The following is a 525-nucleotide window of genomic DNA, read 5'->3' as shown; positions in this document are numbered from 1 at the left end:
CCACCGCGGCGAGGCCGCCGCGATGCTGAGCCGCGAGTTCCTGCCCCAGCCGCCACCGGCCATCGCCGCCGCGCTGCACCACCACCCGCACGGGCCGAGGCCCGGCACCGCGCCGCCGCAGGTGGACCACGCCGACTGGTACGGCGAGCGCCTGGACTTCACCCCGTGGCCGCAGAAGGACTTCACCACCCGGCTGGTGCAGGCCATGCGCCGCACCGTGGTGGACGCCCCCGACGCCTTCCTGCGCGACGCCGACCCCGCATCGGTGCACGCCCGCGTGGTGGACGACCGGTTCGTGCGCCACTCCCTGGAGGCCCTCGACGGCCCCGACTCGCCCCTGTTGACCCCCCGTACCGAGGAGTACTCCGCATGACCCCCTCCGCCCGCGCCCTGGGGCGTGGCCTGCTCGGCGTGCTGCTGCTCGTGCTGGCCTGGTGGGTGTTCACCGCCGTGGCCGGCCGCACCGACCCGATGGCCGCCGCCATGCGCCCCGACCGCGTGCCCGGCGCCCTGGCCGAGCTGTGG

1 pseudogene is annotated in these 525 nt (G+C 76.8%); it reads left to right on the top strand.

The annotated features are described in order from the left end of the window. Positions 1–373: pseudogene (locus HMPREF3099_RS13075) on the top strand (ABC transporter substrate-binding protein); the annotation flags it as partial. Positions 374–525: the final 152 nt, after the last annotated feature.

The sequence above is a fragment of the Kytococcus sp. HMSC28H12 genome, assembly GCF_001816045.1.
GTDB lineage: Bacteria > Actinomycetota > Actinomycetes > Actinomycetales > Dermatophilaceae > Kytococcus > Kytococcus schroeteri.
This window is presented reverse-complemented; position numbering and strand designations above follow the sequence as displayed.